Origin of the sequence: Paraburkholderia sp. MM5496-R1 (genome assembly GCF_050436205.1) — a bacterium.
In the GTDB taxonomy this organism is placed as follows: Bacteria; Pseudomonadota; Gammaproteobacteria; order Burkholderiales; family Burkholderiaceae; genus Paraburkholderia; species Paraburkholderia tuberum.
Genome location: NZ_JBNDLT010000003.1, coordinates 2,548,491 through 2,565,494, shown reverse-complemented (window position 1 = coordinate 2,565,494; position 17,004 = coordinate 2,548,491). Strand labels below are relative to the sequence as shown.

The 17,004-nt window shown below is 65.3% G+C and carries 13 protein-coding genes; 3 read left to right on the top strand and 10 right to left on the bottom strand.

What is annotated here, in order from left to right:
* The first annotated feature begins 114 nt into the window (after nucleotides 1-114).
* Nucleotides 115-2,508, top strand: coding sequence for a phosphoketolase family protein (locus tag OKW38_RS37905; RefSeq protein ID WP_429365460.1), 2,394 nt, complete (start codon nucleotides 115-117; stop codon nucleotides 2,506-2,508).
* 168 nt (nucleotides 2,509-2,676) lie between these two features.
* Here OKW38_RS37905 and OKW38_RS37900 read toward each other — a convergent pair whose 3' ends face one another.
* Nucleotides 2,677-2,931, bottom strand: a complete 255-nt coding sequence (locus OKW38_RS37900; protein WP_184035143.1) for a BON domain-containing protein — start codon at nucleotides 2,929-2,931, stop codon at nucleotides 2,677-2,679.
* A 195-nt stretch (nucleotides 2,932-3,126) separates the two neighbouring features.
* Between OKW38_RS37900 and OKW38_RS37895 the strand changes: the two genes are divergently transcribed.
* Nucleotides 3,127-3,822: a YceH family protein gene (locus tag OKW38_RS37895; RefSeq protein ID WP_429365459.1), complete on the top strand. Its 696-nt coding sequence runs from the start codon at nucleotides 3,127-3,129 to the stop codon at nucleotides 3,820-3,822.
* Between the two features lie 55 nt (nucleotides 3,823-3,877).
* Here OKW38_RS37895 and OKW38_RS37890 read toward each other — a convergent pair whose 3' ends face one another.
* The 6 genes from OKW38_RS37890 to OKW38_RS37865 all read right to left on the bottom strand — a co-directional run bounded on the left by OKW38_RS37890 (nucleotide 3,878) and on the right by OKW38_RS37865 (nucleotide 9,227).
* The gene (locus OKW38_RS37890; protein WP_429365458.1) at nucleotides 3,878-4,396 is read right to left on the bottom strand and encodes an SLATT domain-containing protein; all 519 of its coding nucleotides are present in this window, start codon (nucleotides 4,394-4,396) and stop codon (nucleotides 3,878-3,880) included.
* A 22-nt stretch (nucleotides 4,397-4,418) separates the two neighbouring features.
* Nucleotides 4,419-5,462 carry a rod shape-determining protein gene (locus tag OKW38_RS37885; RefSeq protein WP_013091688.1) on the bottom strand — a complete coding sequence of 348 codons (1,044 nt, stop codon included), beginning with the start codon at nucleotides 5,460-5,462 and terminating at the stop codon, nucleotides 4,419-4,421.
* Between the two features lie 146 nt (nucleotides 5,463-5,608).
* On the bottom strand, nucleotides 5,609-6,466 hold the full coding sequence (locus OKW38_RS37880) for an IclR family transcriptional regulator (protein WP_429365457.1): 858 nt from the start codon (nucleotides 6,464-6,466) through the stop codon (nucleotides 5,609-5,611).
* Between the two features lie 90 nt (nucleotides 6,467-6,556).
* Nucleotides 6,557-7,285 carry an SDR family NAD(P)-dependent oxidoreductase gene (locus OKW38_RS37875; RefSeq protein ID WP_429365456.1) on the bottom strand — a complete coding sequence of 243 codons (729 nt, stop codon included), beginning with the start codon at nucleotides 7,283-7,285 and terminating at the stop codon, nucleotides 6,557-6,559.
* Nucleotides 7,286-7,298: 13 nt separating this feature from the next.
* Entirely contained in the window at nucleotides 7,299-8,600 is a 1,302-nt protein-coding gene (locus tag OKW38_RS37870) for an MFS transporter (RefSeq protein ID WP_090809979.1), read from the bottom strand.
* Nucleotides 8,601-8,705: 105 nt separating this feature from the next.
* A complete protein-coding gene (locus tag OKW38_RS37865; protein WP_429365455.1) occupies nucleotides 8,706-9,227 on the bottom strand; it encodes a 2,4'-dihydroxyacetophenone dioxygenase family protein in 522 nt (173 codons plus the stop codon).
* 276 nt (nucleotides 9,228-9,503) lie between these two features.
* Here OKW38_RS37865 and OKW38_RS37860 point away from each other — a divergent pair, with 276 nt between their 5' ends.
* Nucleotides 9,504-10,922, top strand: coding sequence for a trypsin-like peptidase domain-containing protein (locus tag OKW38_RS37860; protein ID WP_429365454.1), 1,419 nt, complete (start codon nucleotides 9,504-9,506; stop codon nucleotides 10,920-10,922).
* A 63-nt stretch (nucleotides 10,923-10,985) separates the two neighbouring features.
* Here OKW38_RS37860 and OKW38_RS37855 read toward each other — a convergent pair whose 3' ends face one another.
* From OKW38_RS37855 to OKW38_RS37845, 3 genes are read right to left on the bottom strand one after another with little or no spacing between them, the layout of a single operon-like run.
* On the bottom strand, nucleotides 10,986-12,467 hold the full coding sequence (locus OKW38_RS37855) for an efflux transporter outer membrane subunit (RefSeq protein ID WP_429365453.1): 1,482 nt from the start codon (nucleotides 12,465-12,467) through the stop codon (nucleotides 10,986-10,988).
* Complete coding sequence (locus OKW38_RS37850; protein ID WP_429365452.1) at nucleotides 12,460-15,657, bottom strand: multidrug efflux RND transporter permease subunit; 3,198 nt, start codon at nucleotides 15,655-15,657, stop codon at nucleotides 12,460-12,462. The genes OKW38_RS37855 and OKW38_RS37850 overlap by 8 nt, the downstream gene beginning before the upstream one ends.
* A gap of 11 nt (nucleotides 15,658-15,668) precedes the next feature.
* Nucleotides 15,669-16,877 carry an efflux RND transporter periplasmic adaptor subunit gene (locus OKW38_RS37845; protein ID WP_429333892.1) on the bottom strand — a complete coding sequence of 403 codons (1,209 nt, stop codon included), beginning with the start codon at nucleotides 16,875-16,877 and terminating at the stop codon, nucleotides 15,669-15,671.
* Nucleotides 16,878-17,004: the final 127 nt, after the last annotated feature.

Sequence of the window (17,004 nt, the reverse complement as noted above, 5' to 3'; positions counted from 1 at the left end):
CATTCGCCCCCGTTTGAGCAGCTTAGTACATTCGACTCGCACCGCCCGGCTTCGTTTCGAGTGCGCCGCATCATCCGCCAACCAGCCTGACAGTTCTTTTCGAGGAGTGACGCCATGGCCGAAGCAACCTCGCATCCCACCCCACCGCAAGTTCTGGACCCCGATACGCTGCGCAACCTCGATCGCTACTGGCGCGCATGCAATTACCTGTCGGTCGGCATGATCTATCTGCGCGACAACCCGTTGCTGCGCAAACCGCTGAAGGCCGAGCACATCAAGAACCGGCTGCTCGGCCATTGGGGCTCCGACGCCGGCCAGAGCTTCGTGCTCGTGCATCTGAACCGGCTGATCCGCAAACACGATCTCGACGTGATCTTTCTGTCCGGCCCCGGCCACGGCGCCCCCGCGAGCCTCGCGAACTGCTACCTGGAAGGCCACTACTCGGAAATTTATCCGGACCGCAGCGAGGACGAAGCCGGTATGCGGCGCTTTTTCCGGCAATTCTCGTTCCCGGGCGGCATCGGTTCGCATTGCACGCCCGAAACGCCGGGCTCGATTCACGAAGGGGGCGAACTCGGCTACAGCCTGTCGCACGGCTACGGCGCCGCGTTCGACAACCCCGAGCTGATCGTCACCGTGATGATCGGCGACGGCGAAGCGGAAACCGGCCCGCTCGCCACGTCGTGGCATTCGAACAAATTCCTGAACCCGATCCGCGACGGCGCGGTGCTGCCGGTGCTGCATCTGAACGGCTACAAGATCGCCAACCCGACGCTGCTCGCGCGCATTCCGCGTGAGGAACTCGAAGCATTGATGGTCGGCTATGGGCACAAGCCGTATTTCGTCGAAGGCGACGATCCCGACACGATGCATCAGCAGATGGCCGCGACGCTCGAACAATGCATCGGCGAAATTCGCGCGATCCAGCAGCATGCGCGGCAGAACAACGACACGACGCGGCCGCGCTGGCCGATGATCGTGCTGCGCTCGCCGAAGGGCTGGACCGGGCCGAAGGAAGTCGACGGTCACAAGGTGGAAGGCTCGTGGCGCTCGCATCAGGTGCCGGTGGCCGATGCGGTGAGCAATCGCAAGAGTCTGCAGATCGTCGAGGATTGGCTGCGCAGCTACGGCCCCGAAACGCTGTTCGATGCGAACGGCCGGCTTGTCGAAGAACTGCGCGCGCTCGCGCCCGAGGGCGCGCGCCGCATCAGCGCGAATCCGCACGCGAACGGCGGACTGTTGTGCAAGATGCTCGACATGCCGCCGTTCCGCGACTACGCGGTGGCCGTGAAGAAACCGGCGGCGGCGTATACGTCGCCGACCGCGGTGCTCGGCACGTTCCTGCGCGACGTGATGCGCAACAACATGTCGAACTTCCGGCTGTTCGGTCCCGACGAAACTTCGAGCAACAAGCTGCACGCGGTCTATGAAGCGTCGGGCAAGACCTGGCTCGCCGCGCTCGAACCGGGCGACGCCGACGGCGGCGAACTGTCGCCCGATGGCCGCGTGATGGAAATGCTCAGCGAGCACACGCTCGAAGGCTGGTTGGAAGGCTATGCGCTGACCGGCCGTCACGGACTCTTCGCGACCTACGAAGCGTTCGTGCACGTGATCGACTCGATGTTCAACCAGCACGCGAAGTGGCTCGAAAAAGCCAAGCGCGAGCTCGGCTGGCGGCAGCCGGTGCCGTCGCTCAATCTGCTGATCACGTCGATCGTGTGGCGCCAGGATCACAACGGTTTCACGCACCAGGACCCCGGTTTTCTCGACGTGGTCACCAACAAGAGCCCGGACGTCGTGCGCATCTATCTGCCGCCCGACGCGAACTGTCTGCTGAGCGTCGCCGATCACTGCCTGCGCTCGCGCGACTACGTGAACGTGATCGTGTCCGACAAGCAGCCGCACCTGGACTATCTCGACATGGACGCGGCCGTCACGCATTGCACCAAGGGCATCGGCATCTGGGACTGGGCGTCGACCGATCAGGGCGTCGAGCCGGACGTCGTGATCGCATGCGCGGGCGACATCGCGACGATGGAAGCGCTCGCCGCCGTGCAGATCCTGAAGGAGCGCTGCCCGACGCTGAAGATCCGCTTCGTCAACGTGGTCGATCTGTTCCGCCTGATGCCCGAGCATGCGCATCCGCATGGACTGTCCGACCGCGATTTCGATTCGCTGTTTACGACCAGCAAGCCGGTGATCTTCAACTTCCACTCGTATGCGGCGCTCGTGCACAAGCTCACGTACAACCGTCAGAATCACGGAAACATGCACGTGCATGGCTATAACGAGAAGGGCAACATCAATACCCCGCTCGAACTCGCGATCATCAACGGCGTCGACCGCTTCACGCTGGCGATCGATGCGATCGATCGCGTGCCGTCGCTGCGCGGCGTCGGCGATCATACGAAGGAGTGGCTGCGCGGGCAGATCATCGAGCATCTCGCGTATGCACACGAGGAAGGGATCGACAAGGAGGAAATCCGCAACTGGACGTGGAAAGGCTGAGCGAGGAGGCGCCCATGCACGACCACGATCAGGAACGGACGATCCTCGTGCTGAACAGCGGGTCGTCATCGCTGAAGTGCGGGCTGTTCGCCCACTCGGCCAACGACGAAACACCGTTGCTCGAAGGCGCGGCTGCAAGCGGGCGGGAGCTGACTCGCCTGACTGAGGTCAGCCCTTGCGGACGACGGTCCGGTCCGCGACTGAAGTGACGCCGAACAGACGCGTGACGTCTTCGAGCATCGCGGCGCGCTGTGCTTCGCGCTGAAGCTCGCCCGACAGCGTGATGCGCCCCCGCGCGACCTTCACGCGCACGGCGCGCGGCGGCACGGCCGAATCCCACGCGAGACGGCGCGCTGCTTCGGCGGCGATCTGCGCGTCGGTCAGGCGGGCAGATTCGCTCGATCTCGAGCTTGTGGACCGCATGGCGTCTCCGCGAAACAGAATGTCGATCAACTCACACTAGCAGATGTGGCGGGTTTTGCCGGCGTGCGCGCTTCGCCGGCAGCGTAGATTCGCTCGCCGCGCCGGGCTCGCCGCGTTTATCATAGTGCCCACCTGACAGAACGCGCCGTCCAGCCGCGAACGGCGCGCGCATCTTCCACGAGACCTCGCAATCCCATGAATTCGACTCCCGACGCTCCTTCCCGACCCTCGCTGCGCGCGCTGACTGCGCTCGAAGGACGTGTTCTCGGCGTGCTCGTCGAAAAACAGCACACGGTACCCGACAGTTATCCGTTGTCGCTGAACGCGCTGACGCTCGGCTGCAATCAGAAGACCGGCCGCGCGCCGGTGATGAGCGCGACCGAGGCCGAGGTGCTGACCGCCGTCGACGGCCTGAAACGCCTGAGCCTCGTGTTCGAGGGCAGCAGCAGCCGCGTGCCGCGCTTCGAGCACAACATGAACCGCGTGCTCGGGCTGCCGGGACAGTCGATCGCGCTGCTGACCACGCTGCTGCTGCGCGGCGCGCAAACGGCCGCCGAATTGCGCCTGAACAGCGCGCGCCTGCATGGCTTCGCCGATATTTCGTCAGTCGAGGCGTTCCTCGACGAGCTGGCCGCGAACGATCCGCCTCGCGTCGTCCGGCTGCCGCGCATGGCGGGCGAGCGTGAGAATCGCTGGATGCATCTGTTGTGCGGCGAGTTCAGCATCACCGAAGCCTCGCAGTCCGCGCTCGCCGAGGACGACAGCGTGCCGCTGTCGGCATTCGAGGCGTTGAAGGCCGAGCAGAAGCGTCTCGCCGATGAAGTCAGCCGTCTGCAGGCCGTCGTGCGGCGCATGGCGACCGAGCTGGGCATCAGCGCGGACGATCTGTGATCTGAAACGGAAACGGAAACGGAAACGAAGGCGAAGGCGCGCCCGGCCGCCTGTTTCACGCATCACGCCGACGCGGCCTGTCCGCCAGCAACGTGCGCTGCGTGCGATAGAAGATCCGCGGCGGCACGTTCGGCGAGTCTTCGGCGAGACGGTCGAGTTCGGTACGGATCCCGGTGAGGTAGTGCGCTTCGCGCGCATCGGTGTCGCCGGCAAACACCGCTTCGAGCCGCCGACGCACCGCGCCATAGCGCGCACCGGCCGCGCGATGCTTCTCGGCACGCTCCGCATAGCGCAGGAACGTCTGCAATGCGGCCGACATCGCCGCCGCCACGCTGACGAGCCCAACGACTATCCGCATCTCGATCGACACCGGCGGCGCGCTCAACGACGCGAACACCGCCGTGCCGACGAACGCGGTCAACGCGGTCACGAGCCAGCCCATGCGGCGCTCGCGCGCCGACAGCAGATCCGCCATGTCGTAATGGCTCATCTGCGATTCGCGCGCGCGGCGAATCCATTTCAACAGCAGCTCGGTTTCGTCGGCGGGCGGCTCGTAGGCTGGCAGGGTCGTCATCGTTCAGCGTTCGGCACGCGCATCAATCGTAGGAAAACGAGCTGCCGAACTTCTCGATCCGCTCCAGCGCCATGCCCGAGCCGCGTACGACGCAGGTCAGCGGCGCCTCTGCAACGAACACCGGCAGGCCGGTTTCCTCGGCGAGCAAACGGTCGAGATCGCGCAGCAGCGCGCCGCCACCCGCGAGCGTGATGCCGCGCTCGGCGATGTCCGCGCCGAGTTCCGGCGGCGTCTGTTCCAGTGCGATCTTCACCGACGACACGATCTGATTCAGCGGATCGGTCAGTGCTTCGAGGATTTCGTTGCTCGACACCGTGAAGCTGCGCGGAATGCCCTCGGACATGTTGCGGCCTTTGACTTCCATCTCCATGACCTCGGAGCCCGGAAACGCGGAGCCGATTTCCTTCTTGATCGCCTCGGCGGTCTGCTCGCCGATCAGCATGCCGTAGTTGCGGCGGATGTAGTTGACGATGGCGTCGTCGAACTTGTCGCCGCCGACGCGCACCGAACCTTTGTACACAATGCCGCCGAGCGAGATCACGCCGACCTCGGTGGTGCCGCCGCCGATATCGACGACCATCGAACCGGTGGCATCCGACACCGGCAGGCCGGCGCCCGTGGCCGCGGCCATCGGTTCCTCGATCAGATAGACCTGCGAGGCGCCCGCGCTGTGCGCGGCCTCCTTGATCGCGCGGCGCTCGACCTGGGTCGAACCGCACGGCACGCAGATGATGATGCGCGGCGATGGCGCAAACAGCCGCGACTCGTGCGCCATCTGGATGAAGCGCTTGATCATCTGCTGGGTGATGTTGAAATCGGCGATCACGCCGTCTTTCATCGGGCGGATCGCCTCGATGTTGCCCGGTACCTTGCCGAGCATCTGCTTCGCTTCGCGGCCCACGGCGAGGATGATCTTCTTGCCGTTCGGCCCGCCTTCCTGGCGGATCGACACGACCGACGGCTCGTCGAGAACGATGCCCTTGCCGCGCATGTAGATCAGCGTGTTCGACGTACCGAGGTCGATTGCCAGGTCGTTGGAAAAGTAGCCGCGCAGAAAACCGAACATGCGTATTCCTGTCTTTGCGAAGGCGGGCGCGTGAGCGCCGCCGGGAGCTTGTCGGGGTCTGCCGCTTGCACGCGGCGGGCGGCCAGAGCGGCCGCGCGACAGCAAGAATAGCAGTTTATCGGCGGGCGCGGCCGCACTATCGTCCGCTATCTGCCGCTCGCCGGCCCCAGCCGCGCCGCGATCGTGCGGCATGCCGCAAGCAGCGGCTCGATGTAAGTGGCTTGCACATCGTCGCGGCGGCGGAAGGTCGGCATGCTGATGCTCACGCAGCCGGCCGCGCGGCCGTCCGGGCCGCGAATCGCGGCGCCGTAGCAGCAGATCGATACTTCGTTCTCCTCGCGGTCTTCCGCGTAGCCGCGTTGCGCGGTCGCGTCGAGCTCGCGGCGCACGGCGTCGAGGTCGGTCAGCGTGTGCTCGGTGAAACGCTCGAGCGGCGCGTTCTTCAGCAGCGCCTCGCGCTCGGCCACGCTGAGTGTCGCCAGATACGCCTTGCCGACCGAACTCGACGTCAGCGACACGCGCGTGCCGATGCGCGATGCCATGCGCACCGCGTGCGGGCTTTCGAGCTTTTCGATGTAGACCATCTCGCCCTGGCTGGGCACCGCGAGGTGGATCGTCTCCGATGTGAAGTCGCGCAACGCCATCAACGCATCGACGGCCGCGAGCCGCAGATCCGAGCGCTCCCAGCTATGGCTCGCAAGGTTGATCAGGCGCGGTCCGAGGCCGAAGGTGTTGGCGCTGCCGCTCGCGACGATCAGCCCTTCAGCCTGCAAAGCCGCGACGATGCGATGGACGGTCGGGCGTGGATAGCCGCTCGCCGCGCTCAGCTTCGCGACGTTGGGCGGCGTTGGCGCATCGGCGATCAGTTGCAGCACAGCGATGAACTTCGAGAACGCGGCCGCGCCGGCGACGGCCTTGGAGTCGGCTTTGTTGTCGGCGTGCCCGACAGCATCATGGCCGGCGGCGCCGGCGTGGGAACGGGGTTTGGAAGCGGAACTCGACATCACACGGAGGCAGGGCAGAGCAGGGGTACGCAATTATGCCTTTATCGATGGCGTCGAACGACGGCGGCGCCGCTTCACGCGCCGACTCGATCACGCGACGAGATATCCGCCGTCGACCGGCACGATTGCGCCCGTCATGAACGACGCCGCCGGCGAGCACAGGAACACCGCGACCTGCGCGACTTCCTCCGGCGTGCCCCAGCGACGCAGCGGCGTACGTTCCAGAATCGCCAGCGAGCGGTCATCGTCGTCCTGCAACGCCTGGGTGAGCGGCGTTGCGATCCAGCCCGGCGCGACCGCATTGACGCGAATGCCGTCGGCGGCATAGGCGATCGCGAGCGACTTCGTTAGCTGCGCCACCGCGCCCTTGCTCGCGCTATAAGCCGGCACGAGACCGCCGCCGAAAAAACTCAGCATCGACGCCGTATTGACGATGCAGCCCGCCGACGCCTTCAACGAGTCGCGCGCGGCGGCGCACACGCGCATCGTGCCGTTCAGATTGATATCCATCACGCGTTCGAACACGTCGAGCCGATGTTCTTCGACGCGGCTGATCACGCCGGCGCAGTTGACCACGATGTCGAGGCGCTCGAACGCGTTCACCGCGGCCGTGACGGCGTTGCCCGAGCGGACATCCAGCGTGACGCGCGCAATCTCGCGATTGAGCGTATCGGGCGTGCCTTCGGGCAGCGGCAAACCAGCCGCCACCGTGTGCGCGCCAAGCTGCGCGAGCGTGTTGGCGATCGCCGCGCCGATACCGGACAAGCCGCCGGTCACGAGCGCGGTCTTGCCTTCGAGGAGCTGGTTCTGGAATGTCATGGGAGAAGCCGCCTCAGGTGGGTTGGGTCTCGATCGAGCTCGCGAGCGGCGCGGGCGCCACTTCCTGGACGACGAACAGATAGACGAGCGCCGCCGCGAACGCGACGGCCGCGCTGATCAGCAGCGCGTTGACGAACGAATGCGTCCGATCGACGACGATGCCGGTGATCACCGGCGCGAACGAGCCGCCCAGATAACCACCGAAGTTCTGCATGCTGCCGAGCGACGCCACCAGATGTCGCGGCGCGGCGACGCTGACGAGCGCCCATGCGCTGCCGCTCGACAGGTTCACGAACAGCATCGCGAGCGACACGTAGACGATCGCGAGCGTCGTGCTCGGTGTGTAGGCGGCCGGCACTGTGAATGCGGCCGCGCCGACGAGACCGACGCACAGCGGCCACTTGCGGCTGCGGATCGGCGCCATGCCGCGCTTCAACAGATAGTCGGCGATCACGCCGCTGCTCGCCATGCCGATCGTGCCGAACACATACGGAATCGCGACGAGCCAGCCGGTGTGCGCGATGCTCAGATGACGCTCACGCTCCAGATAGCCGGGCAGCCACGTCAGATAGAGCCACACCATGTAGATCACGCCCATGAAGCCGAAGATCATGCCCCACGTGTTGCGCAGCTTGAACAGCGCGCCCCATTCGGACCAGCTGAGGCCCTGCGGGTTCTCCTGGCCGGTCGCGCCTTCGTTCAGATGCGCGGTTTCTTCTTCGGTCAGCGCGATTTCGCTGCGATTACGATAGACGAGGTACCACGCGAGCGCGACGACAACGCCGACCACGCCCATGATGACGAACATCGTTCGCCATCCGAAGGAAAGCATCAGCACCGTGAGCAGCGGCGGCGCGATCATCGGCGCAATGGTGGATGACGAGATGAAGGTGCCGATCGGCGTGCCGCGCTCGCGGACCGCGAACCATTCGCTGACGACTTTGGCGCCGGCCGGAAACAGCGGCGCCTCGGCGATGCCGAGCACGACGCGCGCCGTGAGAAAGTGATTGAGCGTCTGGATGAAGCCGCCCGCGACCTGGGCGATCGACCACACGAGCATGCCGAGGCCGAGCATCACGCGCGATCCGAAACGGTCCAGCAGCGCGCCGACCGGCAACTGCGCGAACGCATACGACAACGAGAACGCGGACAGCAGCAGCCCCATCTGCGAAGCGGACAGATGCAATTCCTCGCTGACCAGATGATTCGCGATCGACAGCGTGCTGCGGTCGAGATAATTGACGATGCCCGCCACCGTCAGAAAGACGACGGCGACCACCTGGATACGTTTCAGACGCTGCGACTTCTGAAGCATGTTTGTCTCCTGCGCAATGGATCCTGCTGTGTGGGAATGGTGTTGCCGTGCCTGTCGGTATTGCGGTGTCCTGGCTGTTGGTTCTGTTGGGGCTTGCGCGGCCTTTTACCGGACGAACTGCTCGACGTAGTCTTCGCCGAGGCCCGCCGCCGCGTAGTGCTTGCGGCACATGTCGATCTTCGTGAATACGTCTTCGTAACCGGTGTAGTTCCCGTACGGATCGCAATAGAACATCACGCCGTTGACCTGGAAGTACGTGATCATTTCCTCGACGTCCTCGGGCACATATAACGTATGCGTTTCGCCCGGCGGCTCGTACACGTAGCTGCCTTCGGTCGCGACCCAGTCATGCTCGAGATAACGCCAGCGGCCCTTGAGCACCATGCCGTGCACGGCCTGCGGATGACGATGCCGACTCAACACGCCCGAGCGGCGTACGCGCAGCAGATTCATCCAGTATCCCTGCGACGCATTCAGGCACAGTGGGCGGAACGACACGTTTTCTGCCTGCGGGACCCACACGCGTTCGTCGGTCGGAATCGCGAAGGGCACGACGATTTCCTTTTGCGCTTCCTTCGGGAACGGTAGCTGGTACGGCGTCAGGTCGGATTGATTGGCCTCTGGCATGGGAAATTCCTCGCGAAGTGTGCAGAAAAAAGCAATGTCCACATTGTGGATAAAAAGTCCATAATATGGTTATTATCGGAACCGCTTTGGGTGGGGTCAATCCTGGGGAAATTACTGGTCAGGCACGATAAAGCGACGCCGCCGCACGACACGCAAAAAGCGCCTAAAACAAGGCCTGCGCGCGCATTCTGATCGAACACCATCTTTAAGTCTGCTTTAAGTGGAGGCCACTACATTACGCATCCTCCACGTAACCCTCCGCAAGACTCCCTGACTATGACCACCAAAAACTATTGGCGCGGTAGCGCTGCGATCTGCGTCGTCCTCGCAATCGGCGGCGCGTACGCTCTCAGCCATCGCAATGCCGATGCGTCGGTGAACGACGCGCAGGGCCCGACGTCGTCGCTGCACGCGGCGGCGGATGTCGTCGGCTCGCGCTCGTCGGCACCGGACTTCTCCAGCATCGTGACGCGCTATGGCCCGGCGGTCGTGCATATCGGCGTGAAACAAGCCGCGTCGGTCGACGAGAACGGTCAACGCAAGAGCGGCGGCGAAGCGCTCGGCTCGGGTTTCATCATCAGCCAGGACGGGTACATCCTGACCAACAATCACGTCGTCGACGGCGCGACCAGCGTGACCGTGAAGCTCACCGACGGCCGCGAATTCCACGCGCGCGTGATCGGCAAGGACAAGGCCACCGACGTCGCCGTCGTCAAGATCGACGCGACCAATCTGCCGACCGTGAAGATCGGCAACCCGGACAGCAGCAAGGTCGGCGAATGGGTCGTGGCGATCGGCTCGCCCTACGGCTTCGACAGCACGGTGACCTCGGGCATCATCAGCGCGAAATCGCGCTCGTTCTCCGACGATAGCCCGATCCCGTTCATCCAGACCGACGTGCCGGTCAACCCGGGCAACTCGGGCGGTCCGCTGTTCAACCTGAACGGCGAAGTGATCGGCATCAACTCGATGATCTACTCGCGCACCGGCGGCTTCCAGGGACTGTCGTTCGCCATCCCGATCGACGCGGCGATGCACGTGAAGGACCAGCTCGTGAGTACCGGTCACGTGAGCCGCGGCCGCATCGGCGTGGGCGTGCAGCCGCTCAGCGCCGACAAGGCCAAGGCGCTCGGCCTCGACTCGACGGGCGGCGCACTGGTCGGCTCGGTCGATCCGAATGGTCCCGCGCACGCAGCCGGTCTGCGCGAGGGCGACGTGATCGTCGGCGTGAACGGCAAGCATATTGGTAACACGACCGAATTGATCGGTCAGGTCGCGCAACTGTCGCCGGGCAGCAAAGCGACGATCAGCGTGTGGCGCAACGGCGGCGAAAGCAAGCTGGCGGTGACGGTGGGCGCGCAGCAAGCGTCGGACATGGCGTCGGCCGCGCCACGCGAAGAGCAGCAGGAACAACCGCAGCAGCAAAACCGTCCGCGTCTCGGCGTCGCCGTGCGTGCACTGACTCAGGACGAACAGCAGCAAGCGCAGCTGCCGGGCGGCGTGGTGGTGCAGCAGTCCACCGGTCCGGCCGCCGAAGCCGGCATTCAGGCGGGCGACATCATCGTTGCGGTCGACGGCAAGGTGATTCACGGCGTCGAGCAACTGCGCCGCATGATCGCTCAGGCGGACGACAGCGTGTCTGTCACCGTGGTGCGCGATGGTGAACAAGCATCGGTCGACGTAACGCTTGGCTGATGAGTAGAACCCGCCGGTGCAATGCCGGCGGCGGGCACGACGCGCTGCTGTGGCGCGCGTGCCTCAGTTGGACGGGTGGCCCCCCTCAGCGTGAGACGTGCTTTGCGTGACGTTCCGCGGCTCGTCGGGCCCGCCCCCCAATGCGACGTAAAGCGACACCCCGTTCTGCAAGGCCGTCGCCCGAAGCTGGATCAGCTGCTGCTCGGCGGCAAACTGATTGCGTCGCGCATCCACCACCTCGAGATAGATCGAGATCCCGTTTTCGTAGCGCAGCTCCGCCGTTTCGGCGAGTTGCCGCTGCGCCTGCACCGCCTGTTCCTGCGCCGCGATCTGTTCCTTGTAGCGTTGTCGCGCGACCAATGCGTCGGACACTTCACGAAACGCGTTCTGCACCGTGCGCTGATAATCGGCGACCAGTTCGTCGCGTCGCGCGCGCGCCTGCGATAGTTGCGCCTGGCGCTGTCCCGCATCGAAGATCGGCATGCCGACCAGCGCGCCGAACGACCACGCCTGCTTGGCCGGCACGAACAGATCGCCGAGTTCGGGCGACACATATCCGAAGCTACCCGTCAGCGCGATGCGTGGAAAAAAGTCCGCGCGAGCGGCGCCGATGTCGGCATTGGCTGCGCGCAGTTGCTGCTCGGCCTGCTGGATGTCCGGCCGGTCGATCAGCAGTGCGGAGGGCAGGCCCGCATCGAGCTCGCGGAACTGCGCGGCGTCGGCGATCGGCGGCGCCGGCGGTAGCGACCCGCTGAGCGGCCCGCCGATCAGCACCTCGAGCAGATGGCGCTGCTGCGCGGTGGTCCGTTGCAGCTCGGCCAGCTGCGTCTGTGCCTGCGTGACCAGAATGGCCGCCTGGTCGTAATCGACCATCGACGTGACGCCCGCGTCGAGCCGCATCTTCGCGACTTCCAGCGCGTAGCGCCGACTGTCGAGCGTCTGTTGTGCAAGCTCGATGCCTTCCTCGCCCGAGCGGATCGCGTAGTAGTGCGACGCGACATTGCCGATCAGCGACAAACGGAACGCGTGCTGCGCGTCGACGGTGGCCAGATATCGACGCCGCGCGGCTTCGCTGGTGTTGCGCACGCGCCCCCAGAAGTCGAGTTCGAACGACGTCACCGCGGCCTGCACGTTGTACTGGTTGAACTGGACCGAGATGTCCGTGTTGTCGAACTCGGGATCGAACGAACCGAGTGGCGCCCTGGTGCGGGTCGCACCCGCGTTCGCATTGACCTGCGGCAAACGCGCGGCGTTCTGGATGCGATAAAACGCGCGCGCCTGCTCGATGCGCGCGATCGACGCGGCGAGATCGCGGTTATGCTCGAGCGCCGCCTCGATCAGCAGCTTCAGTTGCGGATCGGCGAAGAAGGTCTGCCAGTCGACTTCGCTTGCCAGATGCGCGGCGGCCGGATTGGCGGTCTCCGTCGTGTCGAAACGATCCGCGATCGGCAATTGGGGCTGCTGATAGTTCGGCGCAAAGTTGCAGGCGGCGAGCGAGCAGCAGAAGAGGGGCAGCACCAGGCGCACATGAAGGCATTTACGCATCGCGCTGCCCTCCACCCGAATCGCGCGGCATGCTTGTCGGCAGATCGTCATCGTCGAGATCGGTGCTGCGTTTCTTGCGGCTCAGCCAGCGTCGCGCGGCGACGTAGAACAGCGGCGTAAAGAAGACGCCGAACATCGTCGCGGTCAGCATGCTGCCCATCACGCCGGTGCCGACCGCGCGGCGGCTCGCCGCGCCCGCGCCGGTCGCGAGCACGAGCGGCAGCATGCCCAACACGAACGTGACGCTCGTCATCAGAATCGGGCGCAGACGCTGCTGTGCGCCGCTTTTGGCGGCGGCTAGCGCGTCCCTTCCTTCGGATTCCTCCTTGATCGCAAATTCGACGATCAGAATGGCGTTCTTCGCGGCAAGGCCGATGATCGTCACGAGGCCGATGTTGAAATACACGTCCGCGGACAGTCCCCGCAGCATCGTCAACAGTACCGCGCCGATCACGCCGAACGGGATGATCAGCAACACCGCGACCGGAATCGCCCAGCTCTCGTACAGCGCCGCGAGCAACAGGAACACGACCACGAGCGACAGCCCGAGCAGCATGCCGATCTGGCCGCTCGCCTGTTTTTCCTCGAGCGCGGTGCCGGTCCATTCGTAAGTCAGGTTGCCGGTCAACACGTGCGACGCGATGCGCTCCATCTCGGCGATCGCCGCGCCGCTCGAGCGGCCGGGCGCGGCCTGACCCGACAGCGTCGCGGACGGAAAGCCGTTATAGCGTTCGAGCTGCTGCGGTCCGGAAATCCAGCGCACGCGCGTGAACGCCGAGAACGGCACCATCTCGCCGCGGTTATTGCGCAAGCGCAGCGAAGTCACGTCCTCGGCACGCATGCGTTGCTCGGCGTCCGCCTGCAACAGCACGCGCAGCACGTTGCCCTCGAACACGAAGTCGTTCACGTAGTTCGAGCCGAACGTCAGCGCAAGCGCCTGGTTGACCTGACCGATTTGCAGGCCTAATGCGCGCGCCTTCACGCGGTCGATGTCGACATACAGTTGCGGCGCTTCCGGCATGCCCTCGGCGCGCACGCCCGTGAGAAGGGGGCTTTGCGACGCCTCGATCATCATCCGCCGCGCGGCCTGTTGCAGCGCTTCGCCGCCGATGCCGCTGCGATCCTGGATCTTCATCGTGAAGCCGGTCGCGTTGCCGAGCGACGGAATCGGCGGCGGGTCGAGCGCAAAAATGATCGCCTCGGGAATCTGCCGAAACGCCGCATTCGCGCGACGCACCAGCGCGCTCGCCGAATTGGCCTCGCCCGAGCGCTCGTCCCACGGCTTCAGATCGACGAACGACAGGGCCGCCGATTGCCCCTGGCCAAAGAAGCTGAAGCCCGTGACGGACGCGACGTTGCGCACTTGCGGCTGGGTTCGCAGAAACGCCTCGACCTGGTCGATCGCGCGCTGCGTGCGCTGGTCGGTCGAACCCGGCGGGCCGGTATACGTGATGAAGATATGCCCCTGGTCCTCGGTCGGCAGAAAGCCTGTCGGCAGCCGCGTGAAGAAAAACACGGTGATCGCGCAGGCCGCGACGAACACCAGCAGCCAGCGCAGCGGCGAGCGCAGCATCGCATCGACGCCCACGATATAGCGTGTGGTGCCCGCGTCGAGCCCACGATTGAAGCCGTCGAACACGCGATGCAGCAGACGCGAAGCCGCGTTCTTCGGCCGCTCTTTGGCGGCCGCCTCGCTGCGCAACAGCGCCGCGCACAACGCCGCGCCGAGTGTCAGCGCCAACATCGTCGACAGCAGGATCGACACCGCGAGCGTGACCGAAAACTGCCGGTAGATGCCGCCCGTCGAGCCCGGAAAAAACGCCATCGGAATGAACACCGCGACGAGCACCAGCGTACTCGCGATCGCCGCGCCCGATATCTGCCCGATCGCCTTCACCGTTGCGCGCGGCGCGCCGAGCCCTTCCTCGCGCATGATGCGCGCGACGTTTTCGACGACGACGATCGCGTCGTCGTTGAGGATACCGATCGCGACCACCATGCCGAACAGCGACAGAATGTTGATCGACAGCCCGAACAGGTAGAGCCCCGCGCACGTGCCGATCAACGCGATCGGCACCACGATCGTCGGGATCACGGTCGCGCGCCAGTCCTGCAGGAACAGGAACACCACGACCGTCACGAGCAACAGCGCCTCGACCATCGTGCGGATCACGCCATGCACCGAGGTCGTGATGAACGGCGTGGTGTCGAACGGCACGGTCCACGCGACGCCGCGCGGGAAGATCGGCTGCAATTCGGCCATGCGCTGGCGCACCGCGTTGGCGACTGCGAGCGCGTTCGCGCCGCTCGCGAGCTGGATCGCGATCCCGGCCGACGCCTTGCCGTTGACGGTCAGGCGGTTGCCGTAGCTGTCGTTGCCGAGCTCGACGCGCGCGACGTCGCCCACCCGCACGGTCGAGCCATCCGGATTCGCGTGCACGATGATTTCGCGGAACTGCTCGGGCGTCGTGAAGCGGCTTTGCGTGACGATCTGCGCGGTGAACTCGGAGCCCGGCGCGATCGGCTGATCGCCGAGGCTGCCGCCCGCGGTCTGGCTGTTCTGCTCCTGGATCGCCTGCAGCACCTCGCTGGCCGACAGCCCAAAGCCCGCGAGCTTGCGCGGATCGAGCCAGATCCGCATCGCGTACGACGAGCCGAACAGCTGCACGTCGCCGACGCCGTCGATACGGCGCAGCTCGTTGACGATGTTGTTCGACGCGAAGTTGCCCATCGCGACGGCGTCGGTGGTGCCGTCGGTCGCCTGCAGTGCAAGCAGCATCAGAAAGCCCGACGACGCCTTCGTCACGCTCAAGCCGATCTGACGGACTTCGAGCGGCAGGCGCGGTTCGACGCGGCTCAGACGGTCCTGCACCTGAGTGCGCGCGATGTCGAGATCGGTGCCGGGCTTTAGCACCACGGTGATCTGCATCGTGCCGTTCGAGCGGCTCACCGACGACATGTACAGGAAATTCTCGATGCCGTTCAGCTCGTCTTCGACGATCGACGTGACGGTACGCTCGAGCGTGCTCGCGTCCGCGCCGCTGTAGACCGCGCTGATGGTGAGCGACGGCGGAGCGACGTCGGGGTACTGCTCGACCGGCAGCAGCGCGAGCGCGATCGAGCCGAACAGCACGATGAAAAGGGCGATGACCCACGCGAAGACCGGCCGGGCGACGAAGAATCGATTCATCGGCGAGCCCGTCAGTGCGCGGTCGAAGCGGGAGCAGGGGACGCGGCCGAATGCGCCGCTGGCGACGCATCGGGGGCGGGCCGCGCGTCGACCCGTTGACCGGGCTGCACCTTCTGCCAGCCATCGACGATCAGGCGCTCGCCGGGCTTCAGACCGTCGCGCACGGTCCAGCGTCCTTCGCCCTGCTCGCCGAGATCGATATTTCGGCGGACCACGGTGCCGTCGTCGGCGACCAACGCGACGCTTGCAATGCCGTGGTCGATCTGCACCGCGCGCTCGGGAATACGGATGCCCCGCACATTGCCCGCCGCGATGATGCGCCCGCGCACGAACTGCCCCGGCAACAGCGTGCGGTCCGGATTCGCGAACTGCGCGCGCACCGTCTGGGTACCGGTCGACGGATCGACGACGAGATCGGCGAAGTCCAGAAAACCGCGCTCGTTGTAGAGCTGGCCGTTGGCAAGGATCAGTTGCACCTCGACGTGCTTCATGCTGGTCGGCTTGCGCGCGCCCGACTGGATCTCCTGCTCGACGTCGAGCATGGCGGTATTCGACTGCGTGAACACCGCGTTGATCGGCGTCAGTTGATTGACCTGCGTGAGCAGCGTGGCCGCACCCGCGCTGACGAGCGCGCCTTCGGTGACGAGCGCGCGGCCCGCGCGTCCGGCGATCGGCGTGCGTACGATGCAGCGATCGAGCCGCAATTGCGCAAGCGAAACCGCAGCTTGCGCATCGGAGACATTGGCCTGCGCCTGCTGCATGGTCGCGAGCGCGGCGTCGTATTCCTGCGCGCTGACCGCATGACGGCCGACGAGCGGCTTGAACCGGTCCACCACCGACGCCGCGTTGTCGCGCACGGCGGTCGCGCGTGTGAGCGCGGCCTGCGCCTGCTGCAACTGCGCGCGATAGTCGCTCGCGTCGATCTGGAAGAGTGGGGCGTTGGCCGGCAGGTCCGTGCCTTCCCGATAGAGCGTGCGCTGGACGATGCCGTCGACGCGCGCGCGAATCTCGGCGGTGCGCACAGCCTCGATGCGGCCAGGCAACTCGACGATATCGGCGACAGGGGTGGTGGAAACCGTTTCGACCAGCACGGGAACCGGTGGCATCGACGCGGCGGTGGGAGTCTGCGACCGCTCGTTGCAGGCGGCAAGCAGGAGCGGCAAACCGGTGATCAGAAGCGATACGGCACGACTACGCAGGCGGAGTGCGGAGCAAAGCAAGAGAAACTCCTTTGATCAAGGCAGTCTTTTTTGCGCGTGAGATCGGTGACGGTTTTAACGGTTTGCGGTCGAATTAACTATTCAGAACGTGTGTGGGTGCGTTAATACGGGGAAAAGATTTCTATTG